Consider the following 22,812-nt stretch of genomic DNA (forward strand, 5'->3'; position numbering starts at 1 on the left):
AGGTGCAAAGATAAGGAATCATCTTTGAAGTTAGAAACTAGCAAGCAGAAGATTTTATAAAAGACTAATTAGCAACTTCACTTATAAATTTAATCCGATATAAGCGCAATTCTTCATCATCATAATCACCATCAAACTCGTCAATGGCATCATCTATTTTATCTGTTTCAGATTCCATAAAATAATCATGAATTTCTTCTTGTTGATCTTCATCAAGCAAGTCTTGAATCCAATAATCAATATTCAGTTTAGTACCAGAATATACTATGGCTTCCATTTCTTTTATAAAATCTGCCATCTCCATACCCTTAGCTGATGCTATATCATCTAGAGGTAGTTTTCTATCGATATTTTGAATAATATAAAGCTTTAATGCCGAATTGGTGCCTGTTGATTTTACAATTAAGTCATCAGGACGCTCAATATTGTTATCTTCAACGTATCGTGCTATTAAGTCAACAAAATCTTTACCATATTTTTTGGCCTTGCCATCACCAACACCATGCACATTACTTAATTCATCTAGTGTTATTGGGTATTTTAAAGCCATATCTTCTAAAGAAGGATCTTGAAAAATAACAAATGGTGGCACACCAAGTTTTTTGGCATTACGCTTACGCAAATCTTTCAGCATCGCCATAAGTGCTTCATCGGCAACACCACCTCCTTTTGTAGCTGTTATAATAGAGTCATCATTTTCACTATCAAAAACATGATCTTCAGTCATCATAAAACTGTCTGGATTTTTCAGGAATTTTTCACCATCATCTGTTATTTTAATGACACCATAAGTTTCTATATCCTTCTTCAAATACCCAGCAACCAACACTTGGCGAATTAAAGCCATCCAGTATTTATCTGTTTCTGCCTTTCCCTTTCCAAAAAACGGTTGCTCATCAGTCTTGTGAGATTTTATAAGCGCATTTGCTTTTCCTATTAAAACATTCACCAAATCTTTTGATTTGTATTTTTCATTGGTTTTTTGAACAGTATTGAGCAAAATAGTCACATTTTCTTTGGCTTCATGTTGCTTTTTAGGATTTCGCATATTGTCATCCATATCACCACCTTCGCCAGTTTCATTGTCAAACTCTTCGCCAAAATAATGCAATATAAACTTACGTCTCGAAATAGATGTTTCAGCATAAGCTACAACCTCTTGAAGCAGAGCCTGACCTATTTCTTGTTCGGCAACAGGCTTACCAGACATAAATTTTTCTAACTTTTCAATATCCTTGTAATTGTAAAATGCCAGACAATGTCCTTCACCGCCATCACGCCCTGCTCTTCCAGTTTCTTGATAATAACTTTCAATACTTTTAGGAATATCATGGTGAATTACAAAACGAACATCAGGTTTATCTATTCCCATACCAAAAGCTATAGTGGCTACAACCACATCTACATCTTCCATAAGAAACATATCTTGATGGGAAGCTCTAGTTTTTGCATCTAAACCAGCATGATATGGTACTGCTTTTATACCATTCACTTGAAGGGTTTGAGCTAACTCCTCCACCCGTTTTCTGCTTAAACAGTATACAATTCCAGATTTACCTTCATTTTGCTTTACAAAGCGAATAATATCGGCATCAACATTTTTGGTTTTTGGACGCACCTCATAAAATAAATTTGGTCTATTAAAAGATGCTTTAAAGGTAACAGCATCAGTCATTCCTAGATTTTTAAGAATGTCCTCCTGTACTTTCGGCGTAGCTGTTGCGGTGAGACCTATAATGGGAATATCATCTCCTATTCGTCCAATAATGTGTTTTAAATTTCGATATTCAGGTCTAAAATCGTGTCCCCATTCACTAATACAATGGGCTTCATCTACAGCCATAAATGAGATTTTGACCGTTCGGAGAAAATCAACATTTTCATCTTTTGTAAGCGATTCTGGTGCTACATAAAGTAATTTAGTAATACCATCAACAATATCTTGTTTGACTTTTTTTATTTCAGTTTTGTTTAGGGAAGAATTTAAAACATGAGCAACACCTTCATGTTCAGAAACACCACGAATAGCATCAACCTGATTTTTCATTAATGCAATGAGTGGTGAAACAATAATGGCTGTTCCTTCTTGCATAAGCGCAGGCAATTGGTAACATAATGATTTACCGCCACCTGTTGGCATAATTACAAATGTATTTTTACCTGATAATAGTGTTTTTACAACTTCTTCCTGTAACCCTTTAAATGTACTAAATCCAAAATATTTTTTTAGTGCAACTTGCAGGTCTTTTTCAATTACAGACATCTACTTCTTAATATTAATTATCTTACGTTCAATACACCAAAAACAAAAATGCTATTAATTAATTATGTAGTGTATTTAGAGAACTCTCATTTATTTTTTTGTTAGCTTTGTAGCTTTAAAAACTAACCCTTAACAGTTAGTTTGAATTACTTTAAAGATAACAAAATCTTTAGAAGCATCAACCCAAAAAAATAATAAATTTTGAACAATCAAAATTCCATTATTCAACTAGCCAAGCAAACAATAGAAATGGAGAGTCAATCCATTTCCAATCTTTCCAATTTAATTGATAAAGATTTTGAAGCTTCGGTATCTTGTATTTATAACTCCAAAGGTCGTGTAATTATTACAGGAATTGGCAAAAGTGCCATTATTGCAACTAAAATTGTTGCCACACTCAACTCAACTGGAACACCAGCAGTTTTTATGCATGCTGCCGATGCGATTCACGGTGATTTAGGGCTTATTTTGGATGATGATGTGGTTATTTGCATCTCTAAAAGTGGTAATACTCCCGAGATTAAAGTATTGGTTCCTTTAATTAAACGAGCCAAAAACAAAATGATTGCTATCACCGGCAATCCGGAATCATTTTTGGGTAAAAATGCCGATTATGTTTTAAACACTTATGTTGAAAAAGAAGCATGCCCTAATAATTTAGCACCAACAACCAGTACAACCGCTCAATTAGTAATGGGAGATGCATTAGCAGTTTGTCTTTTGGAATTAAGAGGATTCTCAAGTAAGGATTTTGCTAAATATCATCCAGGAGGCGCTTTAGGCAAAAAACTGTACTTGCGCGTTAGTGACCTATCTGATAATAATCAAAAACCGGCTGTAACTTCAGAGGCAACCATAAAAGATGTTATTGTTGAAATTTCCGAAAAAATGCTTGGCGTGACTGCTGTTGTTGAAAACAGTGAAATTGTTGGCATTATTACAGATGGTGATTTAAGACGAATGCTAAATAATTCTTCAGACTTTTCTAATCTAAAAGCCAAAGATATTATGGGATCTAATCCAAAACGGATAGATTACAATGCTATGGCTGTAGATGCTAAAGAAGAAATGGAATCTTATGGTATCTCTCAATTATTGGTTGAAAAAAACGGGCAATATGCTGGAGTGGTACATTTACATGATTTAATAAAAGAAGGAATTCTATAATGGCTAAAAAGAATATCAATGAGATGTCTTTCCTTGACCATCTTGAGGATTTACGTTGGCATTTAATTCGTGCCTCTCTTGGTATTATGATTGCTGCCGTTGTAGCATTCTTATTTAAAAGTTTCATTTTTGACACCATTATTTTAGGACCAAAACACATGTCATTTCCAACCTATAAGTGGCTTTGCAGTGTTTCTAGGTTCTTTGGTATTGAAGACACGACGTTTTGTTTGGACGCCTTCCCATTCATTATTCAAAACCGTACCATGGGCGGGCAATTTTCAGCGCATATTTGGACCTCTATTTATGCAGGCTTGGTAATAGCCTTTCCCTATGTTATTTATCAATTTTGGCGATTTATCAGCCCTGGACTTCATCCAAACGAACGTAAACACTCAAGAGGATTTATAATTATCACATCGTTCTTGTTTTTTTTGGGCGTTTTATTTGGCTACTATGTGGTGACACCGCTTTCTATAAACTTTCTAGGGACTTACACGGTAAGTGCTGAAATATCGAATGAAATTGACATCAGTTCTTTTATTTCATTGGTAAGGTCATCATCATTGGCTTCTGGTTTTATATTTGAATTGCCAATCATTATTTACTTTTTAACGAAAATTGGATTGGTAACTCCTCAAATTTTAAAGAAATATCGAAAATTTGCTTTAGTGATTGTGTTAATATTATCGGCCATAATCACACCACCAGATATTACGAGTCAAATTATAGTAGCTATACCAATATTAATATTATACCAGGTGAGTATTTACATTTCTAAATTAGTTGTAAAAAAACAAGAAAAGAACGCAAAACATGTCTGAAATAGTAAAAGAATTTAATGATTATCGTTCAAAAATGAATGATAAAATATTGGCTGATAATAATAAAATTATCAAGCGAATATTTAATCTAGACACCAATGCTTTTCAAGCAGGTGCGCTAGATGTAAAAACAAAAGAATTATTAGGTTTAGTGGCTTCAACCGTTTTAAGATGTGATGATTGTATTAGGTATCACCTTGAAAGTTGCTACAAGGAAGGCTTAACAAAAGAAGAGGTTGTTGAAACCTTGAGTATTGCTACATTAATTGGTGGCACAATTGTTATTCCACATTTAAGACGAGCTTATGAATTTTGGGATGCCCTAGAAGCACAGCGTTAAACTTTATTTAAATTAAAACAGAATTTCTAATAGTCATTTTGATTTTACTATTTTAGCCTTGAGTTATTTTGTATGAAACTAAAAGCAGAACATTTAATGAAATCTTATAGCGGCCGAAAGGTTGTTAAAGATGTTTCTTTGGAAGTTAATCAAGGTGAAATAGTTGGGCTTCTAGGACCAAATGGTGCTGGAAAAACAACGTCTTTCTACATGATTGTTGGGCTTATAAAACCCAATGGCGGAACCATATATCTAGAAAACAAAAACATTACAAAATACCCCATGTATAAACGTGCCCAGAGTGGCATAGGTTATTTGGCTCAAGAAGCATCAGTTTTCAGAAAATTGAGTATTGAAGACAATATTCTAAGCGTGCTCCAATTGACCAAATTAAGCAAAAAGGAACAACATCTTAAAATGGAATCCCTAATTGACGAGTTTAGTTTAGGGCATATCCGTAAGAATCGTGGTGATTTATTATCAGGTGGTGAAAGGCGTCGTACTGAAATTGCCAGAGCCTTGGCAACAGATCCTAATTTTATTTTATTAGATGAGCCCTTTGCTGGAGTTGATCCAGTTGCAGTTGAAGATATTCAACGTATTGTAGCCCAATTAACCAAAAAGAATATTGGTATTCTTATAACAGACCATAATGTACAGGAAACGCTTGCTATTACTGATAGAACGTATTTAATGTTTGAAGGCAGTATTCTTAAAGCAGGTGAACCTGAAGAATTGGCCAATGACGAAATGGTGAGAAAAGTATATCTAGGTCAGAATTTTGAATTGCGTAAAAAGAAAATTCGGGATTAATTATTTCTTCAAACTTTTAATCACAAACATAACGCCTTTATAAATAAGTAAAGTCGCCAAACCTACTCCCAAGCCTACAATAAAATCACGCAACAAACTAGGCCAAGATTCCAAAATATGATGTAAAAAGTCAATATTATGAATAAAAATGCCTCCAGAAACCAATAAAAGGGCAATTGTTCCAATTATTGAAAGACTTTTTATTACCCAAGGTAAAGCCTTAACTAAAAGATTGCCAAGTGTATAAAGAAACCCTTTTTTATCTTGATTTTTATTAACCAACCACAATCCAAAATCATCCATTCTTACCAATAAAGCTACAATACCATAAACACCAACCGTAGCAATTATGGCGACAATAGAAACCACTAAAATTTGAAACAACAAATCCTCTTCTACAACAGTACCTAGCGCAATTATGACAATTTCAACTGATAAAATAAAATCGGTAACAATCGCCGATTTTACTTTTTTCTTTTCAATATCAATCACGGCTTCTTTAGGCAAGCTTGCTGATACTTTTTTTTCATCACTTGGATGCGCATGTGGGACAAAAAATTCATAAATTTTTTCGGCACCTTCAAAAGCAAGATAAACGCCACCTAAAACTAGAATGATTTTTATGGCTGGCGGTAAAAAAGCACTCAATAAAAACGCAACCGGTAGAATAATGAGTTTGTTTATAAAAGAACCTTTAGTAATAGCCCACAAAACTGGCAATTCTCTTGATGACATAAATCCAGAGGCTTTCTCGGCGTTCACTGCCAAATCATCACCAAGAATTCCTGCTGTTTTTTTGGTAGTCACTTTACTCATCACAACAACGTCATCCATAAGAGCACCAATATCATCTAGTAAAGCAAAAAATCCTGAAGCCATAAATTATGAGTAATTACATTGATTTTAAATTAAACAATAGATTTTTGGGATAATAAAGACAAGACTATGTAAGTCAATATGATTAACGGAATTGCGGCAAACTGCAACACAACCAATAAAACAATACAGAGTATAATAAAAATATAACGCATAGCATTACTTTTAAAATCCCACGTTTTAAATTTTAGAGCAAATAGTTTAAATGACCCATTTAATAAATAGCAACTCAATAAAGTGACGATAATCAAAAACCATTTATTTAAAATAATAGTATTCATAGCATCACTGTTTTGAAATTCCATAATAAGTGGTAGTGATAGAATAAGGATAGCATTTGCAGGTGTTGGAAGTCCTTTGAAGTAGGTCTGTTGGTCTTCATCAATATTAAATTTTGCCAATCTATAAGCAGAAGCTAATGTAACTAATAAACCAACTAGTACTATTGGTTGTATTTTGAACCCTAACCAGATCATAGTATCATTCCAATCTGCTTGGCTCACAATAAAAGAAGAGCCAATAGCAAGACCAATTAATTTACACATCACCAATCCAGGCGCAAGACCACTAGTAACCATATCGGCTAAAGAATCCAATTGAATACCCAAATCACTTTGAACTTGAAGTTTTCGAGCCAAAAGGCCATCAAAAAAATCAAAGAATATCCCTAAAAACACAAATAAAGCTCCCAAAACATAATTATCATTCAAGACAAAAATAACAGCAATGCAACCGCAAAACAGATTTGCGAGTGTAACCAAGTTAGGAATGTGTTTTTTCATAAGTTTAGAATATAGGATGTAAAAATAACAAACTATTTACGTCTAAAACAACAAACAGGCAATAAGTCGTGACTTTTCAAGTTTATTATATTGAAAAATTATAGCATCTTTGCAAAAAAAGAATTGTACTTGAAAACATTACTAACCACAGCACTATTTATAGTATCTGTATCAGTATTTGGTCAAACTGTACGCAAATATTCCAATGAGTTTATGAATATTGGTGTTGATGCAGCAGCTTTGGGTATGAGTAATGCAGTTACGGCCCACTCTGCCGATGTCAATTCTGGCTATTGGAATCCTGCTGGATTAGTACATATTGAAGATAAGCAAATAGCCTTGATGCATTCTAGCTACTTCGCTAATATAGCTAACTATGATTATATTGGTTTTGCAATGCCTATTGATGATAGAAGCTCGATTGGTATCTCGATTATTCGTTTTGCAGTTGATGACATATTAAATACCACCCAGTTAATAGATGACCAAGGCAATATTAATTATGACCGCATTAGCTTGTTTTCAACAGCTGATTATGGCGTGACTTTTTCATATGCCAGAAAATTACCTTTGGACGGTTTAAATTATGGCATTAATGCCAAAGTCATTAGAAGAATAATTGGTGATTTTGCATCATCTTGGGGTTTTGGATTGGATGCTGCTATTCAGTTCGAAACGCGTAATGAATGGAAGTTTGGAATCATGGCAAGAGATATTACAACAACATTTAATGCCTGGGCAATCGATGAAGATCAATTTGCCACCATTCAAAATGCCGTTGAAGGCCAAAATCAAGAATTACCTGAAACTTCTGAAATCACCATCCCTAAATTACAAATTGGCGTAGCTAAAAAATTTATTATTCGCTATGACTATTCCCTTTTAGCTGAATTAGATTTGAATGTACGATTTGAAGAAAACAATGACATTATTTCTACATCTTTTGCCAGCATCACGCCATCATTGGGATTAGAATTTGGTTATATTGACATGGTTTATTTACGAGCAGGTGTGGGTAATTTTCAAAATGAACTACAAATAGACAATAACGAAACCTTATCCTTTCAACCAAGTATGGGTGTTGGATTTAAATACAAAGGCATACAAGTTGATTATGCATTTACCGATATAGGTGACCAAAGCGTTGCATTATATTCCAATGTGTTTTCTTTAAAACTGGATTTTAGTATTTTTAGGTAAAACATGCTGATATGAAAATTCGATTTCTTTTTATTCTTTGTATTTCAGTATTTCAATTTATTTCCGCACAAACACTTTCTCCAAATGCTCAAGTTAGTGTGTTAACCATAGGACCAGGATTCTCGTTAAATGATGTATTTGGACATAATATTTTTAGAGTAAAAGATCCCTTAAACAATATAGACATTGCTTATGACTATGGCCGTTTTCCATTTAACGAGCCTAGATTTTACCTAAATTTTGCCAGAGGTAAGCTTAATTATTCCATAGGAAAGAGTAACTATCGTGACGTCAGAGATTTTTATATATGGCAAGACAGAACCATCAAAGAACAAATTCTCAATATTTCTGCAGAAGAAAAACAAGCTATTTTCAACTATTTAAAAAACAACTACAAACCTGAAAATAGAGAGTATCTTTATGATTTCTTTTACGATAATTGTGCTACTAAAATAAAAGATGTTTTAGAGAGTACACTCAAAGGGAAAATTGAGTTTCATGAGCCTGTTGCTTTTGAACAAAAATCATTTAGAACACTCATACAAAATAATTTAGACTACAACTCTTGGGGAAGTGTAGGCATTGATATTGCTTTAGGATCGGTAATCGACAAGACAGCTACTCCTGAAGAGCATATGTTTTTGCCAGAATACATCCATAGCTTTTTTGGAATAGCTACACATGGTAATTCAAAAAAACAATTAATTGATAACGAAAACACGTTATACGAGCAACAGAATTTAAAAACACATAATAGTTTTCTTACTAGCCCTTTAATGGTGTTTTTCCTTATAGCTATCATTATTCTGTTTGTAACATACAAAGACTATAAAAACCAAAAACGCAGCAAATACCTAGATGTAATTTTATTTTTTGTTACAGGAATGATAGGTGTTTTTCTATTATTACTTTGGTTTGCCACAGATCATACAGCGACAGCTCAAAATTACAATCTACTATGGGCTTTTCCTTTTAACATACTTCTTATTTGGAAATTGAAAGCACAAAAACCTTGGGTCATTAAATATCTAAAGTTTTTAGTAATCATGATGTGCTTATTAATCTTCCATTGGGTAGTCGGCATTCAGGTGTTTGCTTATGCGCTTATACCCCTTTTTGTGACTATGATAATTCGGTATATATTTCTAATCCAGTATTTCCAAAGAAGTAATAGTCGCTAACTACCGACAAACCACTACCAACAAAATACTAAATCACTGTCCTCTAAAAAAGATCATAGTGCTGAAAGTTTTAATAATAACATTAGCATCCAAAAAGAAACTTCTATGCTTAATGTAGTAAAGATCATATTGAAGTTTCAACAGACTGTCTTCAACTGTCGATCCATAGCGTACCTTTACCTGTGCCCAACCAGTTAAACCTGGTTTAATTATATGCCTTGTTTCATAAAAAGGAATGACTTGTGACAGTTCTTTTACAAAATAAGGGCGTTCTGGCCTCGGTCCAATTAAACTCATATCTCCTTTCAAGATATTAAGGAATTGAGGAATTTCATCCATTCTAGAACGCCTTAAAAATTTACCAAACAAAGTGATTCTTTGGTCGTCTTTACTAGCCCAAACTGCTCCATCTTTTTCAGCATTCACAATCATGGATCTAAATTTAATGATATTAAAAACGTCACCATTTTTTCCTACTCGCTCTTGATAGTAAAATAATGGCCCTCTATTAGCCAATAGGTTACCAACAAAAATAATTGGAATAAGCAAAACGCCTAGCGTTACACCCATTAAAGCAAATAAAAGATCAAAGAGTCTGTGAAAAAACAGATACAATTTGTTTTGATTACTACGGCTAAAAGGAAAATATTTATAAAAATCCTTTCCCACAAACTGAACAGGAACCCTATAAGTAATGTCTTCATAAACCTGAGTATATTCTTTAATTGGGAAACCACGTTCTAACAACACAATTAAGTCATGATAAATTTCAGGCGTAATGGTCTCTGCATTATAACTCGCAACAATTATTTCTGAAATATTTTCATTCTTGATAACACTATGTATTTCATCTGGTTTATACTCTGCAATACCTTTATATTTTAGGCTATTTGGCTGTTCCTCTTCACAGTTTATAAAACCAATAATTTTATAATTTGGATCTGAATTCTTAAAAGCTTCAACAATTGTTTCAATATTAGACGTTTCTCCAACAATCAATACTTTTTTATAAAAACGAGGTGATGTAATAAACGTCATGTAAATAAAGCGCCAAATAGCTAAAGCAAGCAAAATAGCTAAAAAGAAATACAATATTTGCAGCCTGTTTTCAGGTAAAGAAGGTGTAAACAAAGGAGTTAACAAATAGAATAGTACGGTAATGGATACGGTTAAAATAATATTTGGCATGACCGATTCCAACCTACTGGCTTTTTGCAAATCGTATAGTTCAAACACAGTTCCAAACACCGAAATATATAGAATGAGTACAAACACCCATGTCCAATTTTCTTTTGTTATTGTAAAATAATCAAATACAAATGAATTACTTATAAAGTATAATGACAAAAGAACACATACAATATCCATAATCCGTAATAATATTTTACGTTCAGATATATTAAAATGAATATCTTGTTTAGCCATCTTGTTAATGAAATGTTAAGGGTAAAGATAATAAGTTCATTAAACTTCACAAGTGATGTAGGTTAAATAAAGATTAGCCTATCTATTCAAAACTTTAAACCATTCTTGTTTTACTATTTTCCAATCATATGTCTCAACCTTTGTTCTAGCATTTTTTATAATTGTTTTCGTTAAGTTAGGTTCTTGTTTTAACCTTATAATCGAATCTGTTGTCATTAGGACATTATTTGCAGGAACAAGTAGCCCATCCTCCTCATGCTTTATTAAATAAGGTATACCACCAACATTTGTAGAAACAACAGGTAAACCAATTGCCATGGCCTCAATAACACTGACAGGCATGTTGTCAAAATTGGTGGTATTAATAAATACATTGTAATTTTCAGCTAACGTAATCCATTCTGATTTAGGCAATTTCCCGGTAAAAGTTACTGGAACATCTAGATTTCTAGCTATTTGCTGCGTTTCTTGAAAGCTCCCATCACCAGAATCGGGTCCCACCATACATAATTCCGCTTTATAGCCTTTATCTGTAAGCTGTTTGAGAACCTTGACTGCTAGGCTTGGATTGTAAATTTTAGAGAATGAGCGCACCCATAACAGTTTGATTGTATCAATATGCCATTCTCTAAAAGAATAATTATTAATATCTAATGCATTTGGAATAGAAACGATATTGAAGTAACCATAAGATTCAAAAACCGATTTAATAAAAGGAGATGGTGCTATATTTACTTTTGAGTATTTAAAAATTAAACGACTCAATTGAGGATAATGTTTTAAACGACTTTCAAGATTTCCACCATGAAGGATGGGTATATAAGGCATCTTCAATAAGCGACATAACTGACTTGTTACTAGTGCATAATAAAAATTTTGAGTGCTGTAGGTATCTATCAAAACGCAATCCACTTTTCTATATGACTTTAAACAAGTCAAAACCATGTCCAAAAGTCTTAACACTTTATTTGATTTAGAGGAAGCATACGTCAAAACAAAACTTTCTTTTTCCAGAGCTTTTCCTAAAACCTGAATGGAAGAAATGTTTGAAGAACTACGCCTTAACTTGTTTCCTATGTATAGAACGTTTATCATTTGTTACATGTAATAAAGCGAGTGCATACACAAAAGCTGGCATAGCTATACGCATGGACATATGATTAATAGTAAGAAACCAAAAAGCCAAAAAGGCAAAAAAATAATAATTTCGTTTGTTTTTTACACGGACATCTAATGGTTTAAATAGTAAAATAAGGAGTATCATAACACCGAAAATACCGTGCTCTGCCAAAGTTCTACTAAACTCACTGTGCGAGGTGACACCTTGCCCTTCTATTTCTATACGCTGATCTTTGGCCCGACTGGATCCAATACCCAAAAAAGGATTGGTTATAAAACCTTCAATCTCATTAGCGAACAGCTCTCCACGGCCTGTTGTTAAATCTTTCTTTTCACGACCTAGATGATCTTTATTGGCATAACGTAAATTAGTTAATCCTCCTGTTTGGTTAGCACTAACCATCCAAGTAATAACCAGACTAATACAAAACAACACAAATACAGCCAAAATATCATTCTTTTTTTTAGTATTCACTTGATTGTAATAAAAAAACAGGAATACCAGAATAGCTGCGATAGCTGTAATAACGCCACCACGACTTAAAGTTGAAATAGCACGAAAAGAAATTAAACCTAAAATAATGGCATTTAAAACTTTTAATTGGATGGTTGGCGATTTTGTAAATAACCTCATAGCCATGATAAACATTCCTAAACCTAAAACAGCAGCTACCTGATTAGCTCCAAATCCACCAGCGGCTTCCCTATTTGACACGGCACTAGATAAAACATCTTCCAAATTAGGTGTATACAAAAAAACATAGGCTGTATGGGCTATGATGGGCAATACCATAAATAACAATATTTGTGATATCTGATTATAACTTACTTTTTTATTATAACAAAACAGTGCTGCCAGCCCAAGGCACACAGGGCCACTCAACACAAAAGCTATATTGGTCCTGAAATTGGCATCAAAACTTAATGTTGTGGAAGCCACAAAAACTGAAGGCACAAGCAACATCAAATAAAGAAAGTATGGATAACCTTTACCCGATAAGCCCTTATAAAACATACCCATCAACACAAAAAGAATTACTAGATACTTTCCTGCTTCATAGGATATAGCACCTCTAGTTGTTCTAAAAAAGACTTCAGCACCAACAAAATAAGCACAAGCCAATAAAACCTCATGTGTTTTTCTATGATTAGCTGCCATAATAATGCGATAAACAAAATAAAACAACGCCGTAAAAAAGTAAATTTTGGCAAGGGTTTCATTTAAATAAATAAGCACCCCAATACAGGCATGAAAAACAATAGCAGTTATGTAGGTAATATTCTGTTTAAACACGTGTTGTTATAATAATTTATTTTAAGTAATTCTCTACTACGTGAAAATTACAGGAACAAGTATCCTCTTACATTCAATCCTTGAGGATTTCTAATTATAAATCTTCCGATAATCATCTAGTGGAAAGCGATAATGATAACTTTTACCAAAAACATAAATAATAAAGTGAATTATAAAAACCGGTACATATGGTCTAAAAAAACTCAAGTATTTATCATAAGTTTTATTGGAATAGTTACAGACTAGAAAGGGTATAGTATCTGGCTCTAAATAGTTTCTAGTGATTCTTTCGGCTTTTATTTCAAAGGAATCTTCAAATGCTTTATATGTGATTTTCTTATTCTCACGTAAATTTTCATATAGTTGAACAACCGATAAGGGCGTATCACTTTCAAAATAAAACATAATACAATAAGATATATCTACCAATACCCATTTATTCAGGTCGTTACAAAACACTTCATTAAAGGAGTGTCCTCCAAAAGCTTTGTGATATGGTCCTCTGGTAGAACCCCATTCACGAACTTTGATATTATTTATAACACAAAAATTGTTAAAAACTTGAGCCCGATCACTACAAACTCCCCCTTTTCCAGAAATCATGATTTTTAAGGCTTGTTCGGATGGCTCACTCAAACCAGGACCGCCCTTTATATGTTTTTTTAACCAAACCCCCATTTTTTTTACAATTTCCGAATCTTTTATGGGTTTACCGTTTGCAAATATTAGTTTATTTATTTCATTAAAGTATTCTGGTATTTCGTCTATGGGATTTACTTCATTATAAGTGTATGATTCAATTTCTTCTACACTTGAATGTTTTGAAAGCAATTTAAACCTGGTTATATACAGGAATGGATGTCGTTTAATAGCCCAAAGTAATTTTTTAAATACCATTATTTAGAAGAAATTGAATTTAAAATGCCAAAAGTAACTTTTTTTTTAATATGCCTAAAATCAAGGTTTTGTATCATAATAAATATTTTTAATACATTTTGTTTTTCATAGCTATAATATTCTTACGGCAACATGCGCATAATAACTTTTCGATGACTTTGTATAAGCTACAACCTCAAAATCAACACCATAAGCACTACAATAATCTTCAAAAGCTCTAAATTCGTGTAATATACTTGAAAATTCATCAAATATAATTATGGAATCTTTTTTAATTATGTCATGAGCCTTTGTCAAAACAAACAACGTTGAAGAATATAAATCAGCATCAATATTAATTATTAATAGATTACTTGGGTCATAATTAAATAGAAAATCAGGTAAAGTATCTTGAAATAAACCTTTTTTAAAGAAAACACGTTTGTCTGCAATTTGTGGTAACTGTCCATTAGTATCAAATGTTCCTTTTTTTAATCCACCCGTAAAATTATCCCAACTTTCTGGTAATCCACTAAATGTATCAAAACCTATAAATCTAGAATTTTTATCAGTATTCAAACGTGACCAATACTTAATACTCGCACCTTTAAAAACACCAAACTCACAATACGTAATAGCCTTATTATTAATTATAGAATTAACATACTTGTACAGTTCATTTCTACTAACCAAAACAGCACTATGTTGTCCGTACTTTTTATCGAAATCATGTAATTTTGGCAACCAAAAAAGATAACGTAATTTTTCTGAATTAGGAAGCAATTTGGAAAGCCATATTTTAAATTTTGTTGTAAGTTTTAATTTCATGAATTTTATTTTCTATTAAAATAATTTATCTCTCGCTTTGAATAAAACCAAAGCCACCTTTTTGCTTTTATGGAAGCTAATTTAACAAACCCAGCTTTTTCAATCCCTTTTATCGAGCTTTCATTTGTTTTGTTTACCACAACAAATACTTCATTACAAGTACTTTCTAATAACCATTTGGCTACGCTATTTATTACATAGGGATAAATGGATTGTCCTCTGTATTTTTTATTCGTAAAGCAATCACCAATCACGGGTCCATTTTTGTGAATTGACTTTAATAAAAAAACCTTTTTAAACACATAACTTTCGTGTACTAATGTATTTAAATCTTTTATAAAAAAACGTGTCTTATTATGAATATTCTCACGCTGAATAGTATATTTAAATTTAGGTAATTGAAATTCATTATGCTTAACCATATGGTATATAAATACATCAATACTAACTAGTCGAAATTTTCTAAAAAACCTATTCATTATTTAAGATGTGATAACAATTTAGATATTTTTGATTTATAAGGCTTCAAATGACTATCAAAAAATTTAAATAAATTGAAGTTAAACCCATTAAGTACTAAATGATAATGTGGGTTTTCATAAAAGATGTTTTCCGCACCAAATTTCGATTTGAAATCTTGAACTCCCAAAGATCCGCCCATAGAAATATTGTAACCATTAAAACCTTGCTCAAACGATTTTTTTATAATTTCATACTGTAACATATACCCTAATTTAATATCAGGTTTTTCTCGCAACACACCTCCCATAATATTAGTTATATAACCACTTGTTTCAACAAAAAATGCCGCTGCCTTGATTACATTATCTACTTTACAAATTATAAAATAGGCTTGCTTCTTTGCTATTAAGTCTAGTATAGTACCTTTAAATTCTTTAAATGATCTAAGCGCATAGCCTCCTTGATTGGCGTTTTCTAAAATTACTTGATATCCTTTTTCTATAGACTTTTCATCCGTTACAAATGTGGCTTTAGCGTTTTTGTTATAAGGCATTCTGATGTTGCGTCTTACTTTGGCTGACCGTTTTTTCAAAAAGGTTTCAGCATTATCAATCCCATAAAAATTTATCCAATTTAAGCCGTAGGTCGTGTAAACATACTTAAACAACTTACCTGAAACAAAGCCTTGATTTAGAGGGTTAATTCTTTTTGAATTATAAACATGCCTTTCAACAGATTTTTCAGTTGACAGCGGCAAACTCAACTGCAAATAACAACAACCTCTATTTAAGGCCTGCTTTTTCAATTCGCTAAGATGTGTATCAAAGCAGCCTTCATGATTACCATTATAAATAGGGCCATGAGGAATAATATAAAACTTAAAAAACAAAAATTTAGGTATGACTACACCACAACCACCAATAATTTCGCCATGTTTTAAAACCAAACCTAATTCGTATTCAAAACCATAAGCTGCATAAGACTGTAACCAATCAGAAAGTATTAAATGACTACCTTTTGGATTCTTGACAACAAACAAATCCCAGGCATCCAACCATTTCCTATCCTTGGTAAAAACATATTCTATCATCTTACTTTTCTAGTTATCAAATCGTCTTGGTTCAAGACAATTAAATTACCCTCGGCATCACAGTCAAATTTGACACTTTCAAATTGCTTCAAATAGCCTATGAGTTCAGTTAATGTAGGGTTCCAAATAGCTTGAGATTTAATCTTTTGAGACAAATAGGAAAAATTTTTTTCAACTTGAGCATCAATCTCTCCAACCTTTCCAAACAATTTACCTTGATGGTAATTCATTGGTGCCGAAAAATAGGTATGGGCTATAAACAAGCCATGCTCTTTTATTAATAGGTCTATATTATTCGGGCACAACCCTAACTTAAAATCAATCATCTCCAAGGTTTGGAATACGGTAAACGTTTTACCTGATAACTCATGATTAAAAATTACTGGTGCATATTTGGCCAAAGGATATACATTGTTTTTTCTATTGCGCCAAAAAAGTCCAATGGGAATAAACAACCTTAAAAGCTTTAAACCATTAACGAGAAAAAACAAATGCTTACTTATAGATTTTTTCCTTTTAAAAGTTTTTAAGTACCGAGCCACATACCGATATAATCGTAAACTATAATCGTTATTGAAATAATGGAATATGGTATTTTTAATAAACATGGAAACTTCCGTTTTCCAACCCAGATTCTCAAGACCCTTGGTAAATGTTCTTAATGTGAATTGGTTTGGATTTAGTTGATTAATAACACCTCGTACGGCAGTTCCGGAATCGACGTAATTCCATAAGGTATAAATACCGGCTTCCTTTAGTTTCTTTGCATAATCTGATTTAATTTGCTCATAATTATAATACTGAGACAGGTTGTAGGGCTGGAACCCATGATCTATATAGGTTTTAATAGACTTTAGAGGAGGATTAAAGTTTTGAAAATCCTGTAAACTATCTGACAAAGGTTTGATAGACTGTGATAAGGCATGATAAGCCAACTCATGACCATCTTCCAACCACTTTTTATATTCCTCTATATGTTGATTAAAACTCGCCGTTTCGGAGTGTTTAGAATAGTGAGTCAAAAAGAAACCCTTTGTGAGTTTGATGTGGTGTTTTTTAAAGAATTCACGTTGCTGTATTAAATTATTCAAAGTATCAAAATCACAGTGATCGGTAAAGCAGGTAATGGCCGAGAACGGAATTTTAGATCGGCTTAATTCCATAGCATAGTCTTTCACCAATAACAAGGCTAAAGTAGCTTGTTCTGAAACGCCTGAATTTGCATCAACTATGCGTTTGGAATTATTAGAATCATATTGGGCTAGCGGTTTTGAGTATCTTGGATTAAAATGCCACAATAGAATGTGACTTTGTGCTTTATCAATTTCCCAAATCCCAGTTTGTTGATTTGCCTGTATTATCTGACCATTTTCAAGTTTAATAATTTTTGGGGAATGCCAATTTACAGCATGTGTCTTTTTTACTTCAACCCAAGTATAATCGTGATTTCTAATATGTTTGATATTAGTATCAAATATAATTTGTAGCGTCAGGGGCTTTTCGTCAATTACAAGTGTATCAATCGTTATTTTGTGGACATGTTCCTTTCTAAACGAACATACTTGTTTGTCTTTACCACTAATAAGATTAATTGATTGAACCATGTAAATTCTTATAATCAAAGGTATCCATTACCTCTTAAAATTTTAGGCAAAATACGAGAATTTTTATAAGTATTAAATTAATATTAAAGAATGTCGTTTACTATACGTTTGTTGTAGTAATTATATGTAAATCGCTTCATTTCATTTTTTTGAGAGCTTATGATTTGTAAATAAGCTTGAGGTGTTAATTGTAAAAACTGCTTTAAGGCCTGATGTACTCCTTTTGAATCAATACTATTTAATAGATAGCCATTCTGTTTGTGTAACACATAAAGGCTGATGGCTGAAACATTGGATACTATAGGTAAGCAACCATAATTCATAGCTTCTGCAATCACCTTTGGGAATCCTTCGGAGGCCGAAGGCAATACAATAGCATGCGATTGCTTGTAGATATCATGGACTTCAGACCGTGCTAGCAGTCCATAAAATTTAAATTGGACTCCCGTTTTTTGAGACTGTTGTATATAGTAATCTTTTAAAGGACCATCTCCTATTATATGAATAGTCTTTAATTGCCTTTTTTCGACTTCATTGAGCAAATTGATGCCCTCAATTAAAATACTTAAACCTTTAGCATCTTCCAAGCGTCCGACAAAACATAAATGAATATCATTCTTGTCAAAATGCTTATTAGCTATAACAGTCTCGCCTTGTGAAACCTCAACATCGGTCAAACATGGATTTTCAAATGACAAGCATTGTTTAGGTTGGTCATGCCACAAACCATTAATAGTTACAGATCTTTGTTGATTCTTTAAAAGCCATCTTTGAAAACGAGACGCTAGTGGCGGATTTTTCTGTTTCCAATTACCCGCATATTTAAACCAGCCTATTTTATCTTGAAATAGTATTACATAAGGAATTATAAATACACCTATTCCCGTAGGTGCCCTAAATTGAAAACAATCACCTTTTTTAAGTTCTGCTTTTACAATCTTAATTATTTTGAGACTGTTATTTAAAATCCTTAACTTATCAGCTAGTGATTGCCCCCCAACTGCTGGCAGTGCCACAAACTTTATCCTTTCAGAACTATAAGGTAGAGCATTTGATGGTGGTTCACCTTTATGTAGCATAGCCACATGAGTAATGGTATCAAAAATATCCAAAAGATGATTAATCTCTGTTACCGTTGAGCCTAGCCCGACTAATGTACCATCAGATTTAATAAAATGTTCTGTATGAGAAATAATAATCAGCTTCACAGGTCTCTTACTAAAGATTTTAAATATAAAACTTCCTCCTCATTCAAAGCTTCTAAATAAGCTTTATTGGTTTCAGTTTTAATATGCCAACTTGTAATTATTGATTGAAAACGTAGTGAATAATGAAGCCCAGTTTTATCACAAATATCTTTAAAGAAAGTTACCTTGTCTTTTACTAAATCCTCATATTGTAACTCAAAAAAATTAAAACGCTCCAGTTCTTTTCGTTCATTGATGTATTGGCTGTATCGTTCAGAATAGCCTTTAATAAGTTCTTTTTTTGATTTTAATTGAAATGCTTCAAGATTATCCTTATAACCCCATTTATTCTTGTAATAAGACATGATGACGGCTTCTGGATTTCGGTTAATCCATAATATAGTAGGAGATTCAAAAACAGCATCCAAGGTTTGCCATCTTGAGTTTCCTGTCAATTTAGTAATAAACCGTTCTTTGTTTGATATTTTTAGAATTTTATTGATTGCCTTAATCGTTTCAGTAATTGCCTTTTCATCTGGATTTAATAGCATTTCAGAATTAAAACCTGGTATATAATGCGTCCAAAAGCCATAAGCTTCAGAAGGCCTTGGAACTCTACGTTTATTTCTGCTAAACTTTTCAAAGGCCCTATTATTCTGTAAACTATTGAGGTATGCCAATTCCAAAATATTTGGATACTTATTAATATAACCCGAAATCCATCCCAAATCCTCATGTAAAGACAGAATACTACTTAACAAGGTAGTGCCACTCCTTCCAGGTCCATGAACTATTATGGCATTTTTAATTTTCATGATATTGAGCTATTATTTCTATATAGTCTTTTACAATACATTCCCAGCTATGGTTTTTTGCCCAGGTTATCGCTTCTTTTGAAAACCTTTCATGTTTGGCTAAAATAGCATGTATTGCCTGTTTAAATGAGGTTATATCATCACTGTTAATCAAATAGCCTGTAATACCATCTGCAATAGCATCTTCAATACCACAACCCTTTGAACCAATGGCTGGAACACCTAAAGCATTGGCCTCTAAAATAGCGATTCCAAAACCTTCAACATCTCCAGTTATACTTTCAGTACTCAACATGACAAATATATCTGTGGTCACTAAAGCAGATTTCAGGTACTTATCATTAACAGCACCATGAAAGGTAACGTATGATTCAACACCTAAAGACCTAGCTATAACCATAAAATCTTCAGCCTCGGTGGGAATTCCAATGCAATGGTAATGAATTTCTGGAAAATCATAAATTAGTTTTGGCAAACGTTTGATTACTTCTAACTGCCCTTTACGACTACTCACACGCCCTATTGTGGTAAGTACGGGGTAACCCTTTAATTCCTGGCATTCCAAATGGTCTTTATTCCATACCACTGTATTGATTCCATTTGGAATCACAGTCACTTTTAAATTTAAATGAGACACGAGTTTCTTGGTATAATTTGAGACCGCAATAACCTCCGTAAATCGCTTAAGAGCCCAATTAACGGTAGTCCTTAAACCAAAGGATTTAAAATTCACTTCAGTACCATGAATAACAGCCAAACTCGGACGTTTCAAAAACAGGGTACACCACGCAACATTCCATAAAGAAAATTTTCCTGTTGCAATAACCAAATCACTTCGTTTTATAGAATTATATGTTTTAATCACTCTATCAAAATACATAAAAATACGCTGATTACGAAGCTTTATTCGTTTCACAACAAAGGAAACTTTCTGGTCAAACTCAAGGTCATTTTTTAAATCATATGATCGTTGATCTGCCAAGACTTCAACACTATAAGAATGCTTTGATAAAAACAATGCCAAATGATAGGCATGATTACCTATCCCTCCAGGTAAAGGTGGGAATTCAGAAGTGACTATGAGGATTTGCTTGTTATTCAAGGTTGTCGGTTGTTGATTGTCCCTTGCCTTCGCTTAAGCTTTGGATGGGCAAATGTTTCTTAATTTATTTGAGTTCGATAGTCCATACTATACTGCTTTGATGGTTCACACTTCTACGAGCTCAATGTGACCTAGTTAAACCATTTTCAGTCTGAGCCTGTCGAAGACGATTTATCTTCTATAATCTATTTCTTTATTCTTAATTTTTTGCACTTCAATTTCAATAAAACTCTTATGCCTTTTAACTTTTCACGATTCACTCACAACTCCTCAATCATCGCCCCTTCTTCCAGTTTCTTTCCAGCCAACCTCCAACTCTTAATTACCTGAAAAACCACCAAGGGCAGAAGCAAGATACTTAAGAATACTCCAATTAGTAACATGGGTTTATTTTTCTTAAACTGATAGGGTAAAATAGATGTTGGAATGGTGCGCAATAAAGCCCAGCGTGCCGCCTTATTGCCAAAGTATTTCCTAAAATAGTATAAAACGCTAGGAATGGGTCTTGGAGCAAAAACAGATGCTGGTCTAAAAGCATCCCAACTTCCCATGTCTCGCAAACCACCTGTTCCCGCTTTAACATCTATACAAGAGGCTTCTGGGTTTGAAATGCTTTTTAAATCAGCCAAATACAAGCGCATTCCAAATTCCCCATCACCCATACGCTGTTTTTCAAACTGCCTATCAAATAGTCCTACTGTTTTAAAAACATCACGGTATAGTATAGCATTGCCCGTAGCAAATTGCGACCCAATAGCAAAAAAAGAGCGCTCTTTAGGAATCTTTTGACCATCTGGATAAAAAACACCTGCCGAAATCTGCGCATTAAAGAAATCTAGACATTTTAAATGTGATGAAATCCAATTGGTATTAATGCGCACATCATCTTCTGATAATCCGATAATGTCTCCCTTGGATCTTTTAATGCCTGTATTCCGTGCTAACCAGAGCGCTTTTTCCTCCTGACGAATCAGTTGGATATCCAATTTGAATTTGGAATAAAAATCAGGGTCATAAGCATCAGATTGATCAATTACCAATACTTCAAAATTCGCATAATCCTGATTCTCAAAATCTCTTAAAATATGTTTTAAGTGGTCATAGCGATTTAACGTAGGAATAATAATACTAACTTTTGGATTCCTATCCATTAAAATAGAATGGAATGTTGGCCATTCTGAATACTTTATTGGTGAAAATTCCAGAAACCGCTGAACCTCACGTGTATTAAACCAAGCACTTAATTCTTTAATGGGGTTTTTTAAGGATACTAAACGGATGCATAAAACATATAAAACCCATGCACTATGAAAATAACGCCGTGCAAACCTATAATTATCATAAACCGATATGGCTTCAAAATGTTCATACCCATCGGCATCTCCAATATAACCAAGTTGTATGGCTTGCCAAGATAAATCATACTCTTGCGCTCGTTCAGATTGATAGTTACTATCTCGTTTTAAATGATGCAATATCCTGTCAGGCAACAAATCAATTCTAGGAAAAACGGTTCGTCCAGTTTTCGTATGCAATCGAAAATAATGCGTGGGCTGTAAGTATT

21 protein-coding genes are annotated in these 22,812 nt (G+C 33.1%); 6 read left to right on the plus strand and 15 right to left on the minus strand.

Going from position 1 to position 22,812, the window contains the following annotated elements; genetic code table 11:
- Positions 1–64 precede the first annotated feature (64 nt).
- On the minus strand, positions 65–2,263 hold the full coding sequence (recQ, locus tag C1S72_RS03620) for a DNA helicase RecQ (protein WP_104734300.1): 2,199 nt from the start codon (positions 2,261–2,263) through the stop codon (positions 65–67).
- A 201-nt stretch (positions 2,264–2,464) separates the two neighbouring features.
- Between recQ and C1S72_RS03625 the strand changes: the two genes are divergently transcribed.
- The 4 genes from C1S72_RS03625 to lptB all read left to right on the plus strand — a co-directional run bounded on the left by C1S72_RS03625 (position 2,465) and on the right by lptB (position 5,407).
- A complete protein-coding gene (locus C1S72_RS03625; protein WP_230401572.1) occupies positions 2,465–3,430 on the plus strand; it encodes a KpsF/GutQ family sugar-phosphate isomerase in 966 nt (321 codons plus the stop codon).
- On the plus strand, positions 3,430–4,254 hold the full coding sequence (tatC, locus tag C1S72_RS03630; RefSeq protein ID WP_104734301.1) for a twin-arginine translocase subunit TatC: 825 nt from the start codon (positions 3,430–3,432) through the stop codon (positions 4,252–4,254). The genes C1S72_RS03625 and tatC overlap by 1 nt, the downstream gene beginning before the upstream one ends.
- A complete protein-coding gene (locus C1S72_RS03635) occupies positions 4,247–4,594 on the plus strand; it encodes a carboxymuconolactone decarboxylase family protein (protein ID WP_104734302.1) in 348 nt (115 codons plus the stop codon). Before tatC ends, C1S72_RS03635 begins: the two co-directional genes overlap by 8 nt.
- Positions 4,595–4,666: 72 nt before the next feature.
- Entirely contained in the window at positions 4,667–5,407 is a 741-nt protein-coding gene (gene lptB / locus C1S72_RS03640; protein ID WP_104734303.1) for an LPS export ABC transporter ATP-binding protein, read from the plus strand.
- Here the strand turns inward: lptB and C1S72_RS03645 are convergent, their stop codons facing one another.
- Together C1S72_RS03645 and C1S72_RS03650 are read right to left on the minus strand one after the other, a co-directional pair.
- The gene (locus tag C1S72_RS03645) at positions 5,408–6,286 is read right to left on the minus strand and encodes a DUF808 domain-containing protein (protein WP_104734304.1); all 879 of its coding nucleotides are present in this window, start codon (positions 6,284–6,286) and stop codon (positions 5,408–5,410) included. It lies immediately after the preceding gene.
- A gap of 29 nt (positions 6,287–6,315) precedes the next feature.
- Positions 6,316–7,065: a CDP-alcohol phosphatidyltransferase family protein gene (locus C1S72_RS03650; protein WP_104734305.1), complete on the minus strand. Its 750-nt coding sequence runs from the start codon at positions 7,063–7,065 to the stop codon at positions 6,316–6,318.
- Between the two features lie 129 nt (positions 7,066–7,194).
- On the opposite strand from C1S72_RS03650, the gene C1S72_RS03655 reads away from it, so the two are divergent.
- Positions 7,195–8,265, plus strand: coding sequence for a putative type IX sorting system protein PorV2 (locus C1S72_RS03655; RefSeq protein WP_104734306.1), 1,071 nt, complete (start codon positions 7,195–7,197; stop codon positions 8,263–8,265).
- An 11-nt stretch (positions 8,266–8,276) separates the two neighbouring features.
- The gene (locus C1S72_RS03660) at positions 8,277–9,446 is read left to right on the plus strand and encodes a lipoprotein N-acyltransferase Lnb domain-containing protein (RefSeq protein WP_104734307.1); all 1,170 of its coding nucleotides are present in this window, start codon (positions 8,277–8,279) and stop codon (positions 9,444–9,446) included.
- A gap of 33 nt (positions 9,447–9,479) precedes the next feature.
- On the opposite strand, the gene C1S72_RS03665 is transcribed toward C1S72_RS03660, so the two are convergent.
- The 12 genes from C1S72_RS03665 to C1S72_RS03720 all read right to left on the minus strand — a co-directional run bounded on the left by C1S72_RS03665 (position 9,480) and on the right by C1S72_RS03720 (position 22,783).
- Positions 9,480–10,871 carry a sugar transferase gene (locus C1S72_RS03665; protein WP_104734308.1) on the minus strand — a complete coding sequence of 464 codons (1,392 nt, stop codon included), beginning with the start codon at positions 10,869–10,871 and terminating at the stop codon, positions 9,480–9,482.
- 78 nt (positions 10,872–10,949) lie between these two features.
- Entirely contained in the window at positions 10,950–11,966 is a 1,017-nt protein-coding gene (locus C1S72_RS03670; protein WP_104734309.1) for a glycosyltransferase family 4 protein, read from the minus strand.
- Positions 11,926–13,284, minus strand: a complete 1,359-nt coding sequence (locus tag C1S72_RS03675; RefSeq protein ID WP_230401573.1) for an O-antigen ligase family protein — start codon at positions 13,282–13,284, stop codon at positions 11,926–11,928. Before C1S72_RS03675 ends, C1S72_RS03670 begins: the two co-directional genes overlap by 41 nt.
- Before the next feature lie 90 nt (positions 13,285–13,374).
- On the minus strand, positions 13,375–14,115 hold the full coding sequence (locus C1S72_RS03680) for a transglutaminase domain-containing protein (protein ID WP_162919917.1): 741 nt from the start codon (positions 14,113–14,115) through the stop codon (positions 13,375–13,377).
- Positions 14,116–14,292: 177 nt separating this feature from the next.
- Positions 14,293–14,988 (minus strand): TylF/MycF/NovP-related O-methyltransferase, encoded by a 696-nt coding sequence (locus C1S72_RS03685; protein ID WP_104734311.1) that lies wholly within the window; start codon positions 14,986–14,988, stop codon positions 14,293–14,295.
- Positions 14,989–14,993: 5 nt separating this feature from the next.
- Positions 14,994–15,467 (minus strand): hypothetical protein, encoded by a 474-nt coding sequence (locus tag C1S72_RS03690; protein WP_104734312.1) that lies wholly within the window; start codon positions 15,465–15,467, stop codon positions 14,994–14,996.
- On the minus strand, positions 15,467–16,540 hold the full coding sequence (locus tag C1S72_RS03695; protein WP_104734313.1) for a peptidoglycan bridge formation glycyltransferase FemA/FemB family protein: 1,074 nt from the start codon (positions 16,538–16,540) through the stop codon (positions 15,467–15,469). The genes C1S72_RS03690 and C1S72_RS03695 overlap by 1 nt, the downstream gene beginning before the upstream one ends.
- Positions 16,537–18,144: a hypothetical protein gene (locus C1S72_RS03700; protein WP_104734314.1), complete on the minus strand. Its 1,608-nt coding sequence runs from the start codon at positions 18,142–18,144 to the stop codon at positions 16,537–16,539. Before C1S72_RS03700 ends, C1S72_RS03695 begins: the two co-directional genes overlap by 4 nt.
- An 83-nt stretch (positions 18,145–18,227) precedes the next feature.
- Positions 18,228–19,352, minus strand: coding sequence for a glycosyltransferase (locus tag C1S72_RS03705; RefSeq protein ID WP_104734315.1), 1,125 nt, complete (start codon positions 19,350–19,352; stop codon positions 18,228–18,230).
- Positions 19,349–20,146 carry a sulfotransferase family protein gene (locus C1S72_RS03710; protein ID WP_104734316.1) on the minus strand — a complete coding sequence of 266 codons (798 nt, stop codon included), beginning with the start codon at positions 20,144–20,146 and terminating at the stop codon, positions 19,349–19,351. The genes C1S72_RS03705 and C1S72_RS03710 overlap by 4 nt, the downstream gene beginning before the upstream one ends.
- Positions 20,136–21,248 carry a glycosyltransferase family 4 protein gene (locus C1S72_RS03715; RefSeq protein ID WP_104734317.1) on the minus strand — a complete coding sequence of 371 codons (1,113 nt, stop codon included), beginning with the start codon at positions 21,246–21,248 and terminating at the stop codon, positions 20,136–20,138. The genes C1S72_RS03710 and C1S72_RS03715 overlap by 11 nt, the downstream gene beginning before the upstream one ends.
- Before the next feature lie 260 nt (positions 21,249–21,508).
- A complete protein-coding gene (locus C1S72_RS03720) occupies positions 21,509–22,783 on the minus strand; it encodes a glycosyltransferase family 2 protein (protein WP_230401574.1) in 1,275 nt (424 codons plus the stop codon).
- Positions 22,784–22,812: the final 29 nt, after the last annotated feature.

It is taken from the genome of Hanstruepera ponticola, assembly GCF_002940745.1.
Lineage (GTDB): Bacteria > Bacteroidota > Bacteroidia > Flavobacteriales > Flavobacteriaceae > Hanstruepera > Hanstruepera ponticola.